The following is a 6,050-nucleotide window of genomic DNA, read 5'->3' on the forward strand; positions in this document are numbered from 1 at the left end:
AAATTAGCCGCGTGCCATTTCCCGGCCATTGGTGATGGAAACAACGGAAGCGCCCGCCAGTCGGGCGCTTTCTTCGTCCAGAACCACGCAATTGCGCCCGCGCTGCTTGGCCTGATAAAGGCAGCGGTCGGCACGGCTCATCACTTGCGAATTGCTCTCGGTCTTTGGAGCAGATGCCACGCCGATGCTGATCGTCAGCGGATAGACCTGATATTCTGTCGAGTTAAAGGGCGTGCCTTCCACTTCGGTGCGGATGCGCTGCGCTACGCGCACACCCGTTTCACTACTGGCACCCGGCAAGAAGACGCAAAATTCCTCGCCACCGATACGCCCGACCAGATCGCCCTTGCGTGTCACATTCTGCAAGGCAAATGCGATCAGCTTCAATGCGCGATCGCCAGCGCTATGGCCGAATGTATCGTTGATAGCCTTGAAGTGGTCGGCGTCGATGACCATCAGTACACCGGTTTCAATACGCGATCTGATGATTTTCATGGCGTCGAACAGCGCTTCGCGATTGAGCAATCCCGTCATGTGATCCACGCGCGCCCGAGCCTGCAATTCGACATGAGCCTTTTCAAGCTGGTTATAGGCGTCTTTCAGCTTGTTATGCTGCCGGAAAATATAGGCGAGCGACGGGAAGGCCGTGGCAATGGGAATGCCGGAACTCAGCGCCAGCGCGACAATGCCCGGCCGTTCACCAGAGAGGGCAGCAATCATCCAGGTGAGGGACACAGAAAACAACACAACAGAAAGAGTTATCACTCCTGCTTTCCATAGCGCTGCTTTCATTTCCTAACTCCCCGTCCCTGGATCAGGATTATTTAATTGTCACACGAAACCTTACGTTAAGGGAGCAATTAACTGGAGGGCTTATAAAAGCATCCGCCCGTAAGGAAAAGGTGCCAAACTGTATAATTGCAACTTTTCCACGAACAGTTTCCCGAAAGACACAATTTAGGGTTTTATAGCCTAAGACTGATCAAGCAAATTATACTTTGGGGGGATTGGGCGAATATCGGGATTTTCGAATAATCAAACCGATAGTTGCAATGGCTAACATAAGGGAAAGCCGGAAACAACCGCCTATGGGCGACGGAGACGAGCTTTTCGAAGCGCGCAGATGGCCATAACGCTCCGAAAGAACTCGTCTCACGTCGAGAGTGTTGTCTTGCGACAAGTGCATAATTTTTGGATATTTTTCAATTACGAGCGCTCACGCAAGCCGCTCGCAACCGATGCGCGACGATCGTCAGAAAACGGCGAGATATTTCAAAAGCGAGATGATGCCGATGATGATCACAATAACTTGAGCGATCTGCTTCACCTTCGCATCAAGCGGAAGCATGTTGATGAGATAAAGCACGAGGAAGATAACAAGAATTGTTATCAGAAGGCTGATGAGGATGGACATAGCTTTTCTGAACCTTCCAGGAACGGCACTGGTGTTCTTTATGTCCGACGGCCGCTCCTCCAGAACGCCAGACTAACATTATACGGAAAACGTGGGGCAAGATTCCCAGTTCTACCGCAGCATGATCGTTTCCAGTTAGAAAACGATATGCCGATTAACGTTTTGACTTGGAGAAGGTTCCGCTCGATCTGCAAGCGGGCAGGGTGACTGGTGGCCGGTTTTGAACGCCAGCCACCACAGGCGGGGATATTATCCCTGCAGCATGCTGCCGCTCTCGCGACGGCGTGTATGCCAGCTGAAGGCTTCTTCCAGAAGGTGCGGTGTGTGACCGCCACGCGCACAGGCGCGCTCGAAATAATCATTAAGCTGGTCGCGATAATCCGGATGAGCGCAATTGTCGATGATGACACGGGCACGTTCCCGCGGGGCGAGGCCGCGCAGATCGGCAAGGCCCTGTTCGGTCACCAGAATATCGACGTCGTGTTCCGTGTGGTCCACATGAGTGACCATCGGCACGATAGACGAAATGGCGCCGTTCTTGGCTTCCGATTTGCTGACGAAGATCGAGATATAAGCATTACGCGCGAAATCGCCTGAACCGCCAATACCGTTCATCATATGCGTGCCGTCGACATGGGTAGAATTCACATTGCCATAAATGTCGAATTCAAGCGCCGTGTTGATGCCGATGATACCAAGGCGACGGATGACTTCCGGGTGATTGCTGATTTCCTGCGGGCGCAGGATCAGCTTGTCGCGATAGCGGTCGATATTGTTGAAGACGCGTTCGCCAACTGCCGGGCTGAGCGTGATCGAAGCGCCAGAGGCGTAATCCAGCTTTCCAGCGTCGAAAAGCTCAAAAGTGCTGTCCTGCAGCACTTCGCTATACATGCGCAGATTGTGGAAGGGGCTATCGGCAAAGCCATTGAGCACAGCGTTTGCGATGGTGCCAATACCGGCCTGAAGAGGATTGAGCGTGAGATCGAGGCGTCCATGCGCCACTTCGTCCTTCAGGAAATCAATCAGATGGCCAGCAATAGCGATGGTTTCGCTATCGGCGGGTTCGACTGTCGAAGCGCTGTCATTCTCCTGCGTGATGACGATACCGACGATCTTTTCGACCGGGATCGGAATGTAAGGCAGGCCAACACGGCTGTCGCAGGCCGTAACCGGGATCGGATCGCGGGTAGGGCGCTTGGTTGGAATATAGATGTCGTGCAGGCCTTCCAGCGCCATCGGGTGGTTGAGATTGACCTCGACGATCACCTTATCGGCCAGAATAGCAAAGCTTGCCGAATTGCCGACCGAGGTGGTTGGGATGATACCGCCACTTTCGGTGATCGCCAGCGCCTCCACGACTGCGTAATCGATCGGGCCGATCTGTTTGGAACGCAGCTGCTCGACCGTTTCGGACAGATGCTGGTCGATAAACATGACCTCGCCGCGATTGATCGCGGAACGCAGCGTGCGGTCAACCTGAAACGGCATACGGCGTGCGAGAACATGGGCTTCCGTCAGGATCTTGTCGACGTCGTGTCCCAGCGAAGCCCCGGTAATAAGGGTGATCTGAAAAGGATCGGTTGCCGCACGAGCCGCCATTGCAACTGGAACGGCCTTGGCGTCGCCGGCGCGGGTAAAGCCACTCATGCCGACGATCATGCCATCCTTAATGAGGCTGGCCGCCTGTTCCGGGGTAATAATCTTGTCTCGCAGCGAAGCGTTTCGAATGCGTGCTTCCAACATCTATACTCTACCTTCTATCCCATCCAGCCAGCGGGCCGGGAATGCCCGTTTGATGAGCGTTATGACCAGGAACTGGTCAAAAACGCGAGTGCTGGAACCCGTGTTGGGTCATACAACATGTACACGACGATTACATGCTGCTTTGGTCTTAGACCGTTCCACGCTCCAAACACGTTTCAGTCATTCTCACGATGCGGGCAATGAGGGAATGATTTTAATCAAGCGCAGAATTTGTCAATCGTTGATGAGATCGACTGCATGAGCAGCCATACGGGCAGGGTGCATTTCCGTTGCCAAAAACACCGAGGCAGCGGCAATTCTTCAACGTGCATTATGAGGTAATGCTTAAATTTATACAGTATAGTTGATATATAAATGTAAATCTGTAATCATATTATCCGATTACCAGTCGAATTTATAATCGGATGGGAATATGTTTTTGTTATTAGTTTATAATTTGAAATATAAGATTTTATCCGTTCTCATTTTTATTACGTTTCTATCGGCTTTTTCGCGAGTCGCTAATGCGCAAGGGCCGACCGAACCATCAAAGCCGGTGCAAGTTGGCGTCTATGTCAGCGAACCCTTCGTGAATAATGAAGGCAATGGCTATTCCGGCATGGCGATTGATATCTGGCAAAACATCGCCGCGCGTCTCGATATTACGTCGCATTATGTGGAATACCCGAACTACAGCGACCTCATGAAGGCCGTTTCGGAAGGCAAGATTGATGCAGCTGTCACCAATCTCACAATCACGGAAAACCGCGCTGAAATCGCCGATTTTACCTATCCATGGTTTGATGCCGGTCTGCGTATCTTGGTGCATACCAAGGCCGGGACTGGATGGGATGACCTAATCGGTCGTCTCAATCGGGCTGGCCATCTGAACACCTATGTCTGGATTCTGGGCATCCTTCTGGCGGCAACACTGCTTTTAACGCTGTTCGACAGGCACTTTGACCAGAATTTTCCAAAACGATGGCGAGAAGGGCTGGCGGAGAGCTTTTATCATAATGAGAGAGAACAGCTCAAGCTAACCGCTGGTATGCGATCGATCCGACGTCGTTCGATAACACCGATTTGAAGTAGGTCGCATATCGATGTCGTTTGCAGTTACTCGCTTGTTGAAACCACCACAAGTCGAGCTTCAAGCTAGAACCCACCCTAAGCCTACGCATTGTGGCGACAGGGTTAGAATGTCTGCCGATTTGCAAAGTAGAAATGTCCGCGTGAGGCTTTCTGGCACGGCGCTCAGCCCCGGCCTGACCGGCTGGTCCGGGTTGCAAGGGCTGGCCGGGGCGGGTGACTGACACACCTCTTCGGCTTTAGCTTTGAGACGCCTCACTCCGCAGCTTGCCGTCGCGACAGTGCTTTCTGGCGCTGTGCGATTACTGCCGGATCGTTCATGAAATCCTTCCGCCGGCCCGGTCCGCGAGCCCGTTTGACGTAGCCATTCTTGTCACTGCTGCTCTTCACCTTCGGCTTGTCCTGCTGCTCCTGGCGCTCCTTGATATAGGCCAGAACATCACCCAACCGCTTGTTCTCGGTGATCGCCGCATGTGTCACCCGCTGGTCCTTATCGAACACCTGATAGGGCAGGGAATGTCCCTTCCATCGCACATCCAGCCGACCATCCGCATAGGTATAGGTCTCGACATAGCGGCCAACCAGGCCACGCGTCACCGTGGACTCCTCCAGCATGATCCGCTTGCGCTCAAACGAAAAGGTAAGCTGCGATCCAACATAGCGCTGCTCGCGCTTGCACAGGATGTCAGTCAACCGATCCTGCGCCAAATTCAGCGGCCGATGCAGATCGTCGGAACGGGCAGGGACGATTGCAAAACGCGCGTTGTATTCCTCTATGAAGCCCGGCAAGAACGCATTGCCCGCCTCCATGCTGTCGATGCCAGAAAGCCTGAGCTCCTTGACCAGGCGATCCTGCAGCGTCCGGTTCATCCGCTCAACCCGACCCTTGGCCTGACTGGAATTTGCACAGAGAATCTCGATGTTTAGCTCGCAGAGTGCACGCCCGAACTGGGTCATGCCCTGACCACCTCTGGCATCCTTCTTCGCCACCCGGAACACTGAATGCTTATCCGAATAGAAGGCAACCGGAGCGCCATGACACTTGAGATAAAGCTCCAATGCCTCGAAGTAGGTGAAGGCACTTTCGGAACGCACGAAGCGCAACTGCATCAACCGACCGGTCGCATCGTCGACAAATACCAGCAGAGAGCAAGACGGTCCGCGATCCTCGAACCAGCGATGTTCCGAGCCGTCGATTTGCACCAGTTCGCCATAGGCTTCTCGCCGCAACCGCGGCTGATGAAACGTCCGACGCTGCTTGCGCGACAGCCACAGTCCGGCCTCGGACATCCAACCGCGCACCGTCTCGCGTGACACCCGCAAGCCATCGCGCTCAGCCAACTTCTCCGTGGCCAACGTCGGCCCGAAATCCGCATAACGTTCGCGAACCAGCGTCATTGCATAATCGCGAACCCCGTCGCTGATCCGGTTGTTCGACGGCCGACCGATTGCCTTGTGCCGGATCGAAGCCGCGCCGCCAGTCCGTATACGCTCCAGCAGCCGGCGCACCTGGCGCTCGCTCAGGTCAAGCACATGCGCCGCTGACACCGTGGTCATCCGGCCGGCAACCACCTTCGACAAAGTCTCGATCCGCTGCAGATCCCGCTCGCTCATCGCTATCAATCCCATCTGCAATCTCCCAGGCATCATTCAGGCCCGGGGAGTGTGACATTCCAACTTTGCAGAAACAGGACACTTCAACTTTGCGGTGTGAGTTCATGCTGAACCGCGACTTTTAGAGTTAGAGTTTATTCATATCGATGTCTGTTTGCGACAAGTTTCTGACGGAAGATCTCTGCCGGTG

The 6,050-nt window shown here is 54.0% G+C and carries 5 protein-coding genes; 1 reads left to right on the plus strand and 4 read right to left on the minus strand.

Annotated elements, in window-relative coordinates:
- Positions 1 to 3: 3 nt before the first annotated feature.
- From FHW03_RS18355 to FHW03_RS18365, 3 genes are all read right to left on the minus strand, one after another.
- The gene (locus FHW03_RS18355) at positions 4 to 792 is read right to left on the minus strand and encodes a GGDEF domain-containing protein (RefSeq protein ID WP_182521915.1); all 789 of its coding nucleotides are present in this window, start codon (positions 790 to 792) and stop codon (positions 4 to 6) included.
- Between the two features lie 460 nt (positions 793 to 1,252).
- Entirely contained in the window at positions 1,253 to 1,414 is a 162-nt protein-coding gene (locus FHW03_RS18360; protein WP_010660091.1) for a Thivi_2564 family membrane protein, read from the minus strand.
- A 249-nt stretch (positions 1,415 to 1,663) separates the two neighbouring features.
- Positions 1,664 to 3,157 (minus strand): acetyl-CoA hydrolase/transferase family protein, encoded by a 1,494-nt coding sequence (locus FHW03_RS18365; RefSeq protein ID WP_182521916.1) that lies wholly within the window; start codon positions 3,155 to 3,157, stop codon positions 1,664 to 1,666.
- A 433-nt stretch (positions 3,158 to 3,590) separates the two neighbouring features.
- Here FHW03_RS18365 and FHW03_RS18370 point away from each other — a divergent pair, with 433 nt between their 5' ends.
- Entirely contained in the window at positions 3,591 to 4,244 is a 654-nt protein-coding gene (locus tag FHW03_RS18370) for a transporter substrate-binding domain-containing protein (protein ID WP_182521917.1), read from the plus strand.
- 257 nt (positions 4,245 to 4,501) lie between these two features.
- Here FHW03_RS18370 and FHW03_RS18375 read toward each other — a convergent pair whose 3' ends face one another.
- A complete protein-coding gene (locus tag FHW03_RS18375; protein ID WP_182521918.1) occupies positions 4,502 to 5,875 on the minus strand; it encodes an ISNCY family transposase in 1,374 nt (457 codons plus the stop codon).
- Positions 5,876 to 6,050: the final 175 nt, after the last annotated feature.

It is taken from the genome of Ochrobactrum sp. RH2CCR150 (assembly GCA_014138095.1).
Taxonomy (GTDB): Bacteria; Pseudomonadota; Alphaproteobacteria; order Rhizobiales; family Rhizobiaceae; genus Brucella; species Brucella gambitense.

Bases quoted from the DNA above. Each gene is read 5' to 3' on its own strand.
- FHW03_RS18360 (WP_010660091.1), bottom strand. From the start codon at position 1,414: ATGTCCATCCTCATCAGCCTTCTGATAACAATTCTTGTTATCTTCCTC.
- FHW03_RS18365 (WP_182521916.1), bottom strand. From the start codon at position 3,157: ATGTTGGAAGCACGCATTCGAAACGCTTCGCTGCGAGACAAGATTATT.
- FHW03_RS18375 (WP_182521918.1), bottom strand. From the start codon at position 5,875: ATGGGATTGATAGCGATGAGCGAGCGGGATCTGCAGCGGATCGAGACT.
- FHW03_RS18355 (WP_182521915.1), bottom strand. From the start codon at position 792: ATGAAAGCAGCGCTATGGAAAGCAGGAGTGATAACTCTTTCTGTTGTG.
- FHW03_RS18370 (WP_182521917.1), top strand. From the start codon at position 3,591: ATGTTTTTGTTATTAGTTTATAATTTGAAATATAAGATTTTATCCGTT.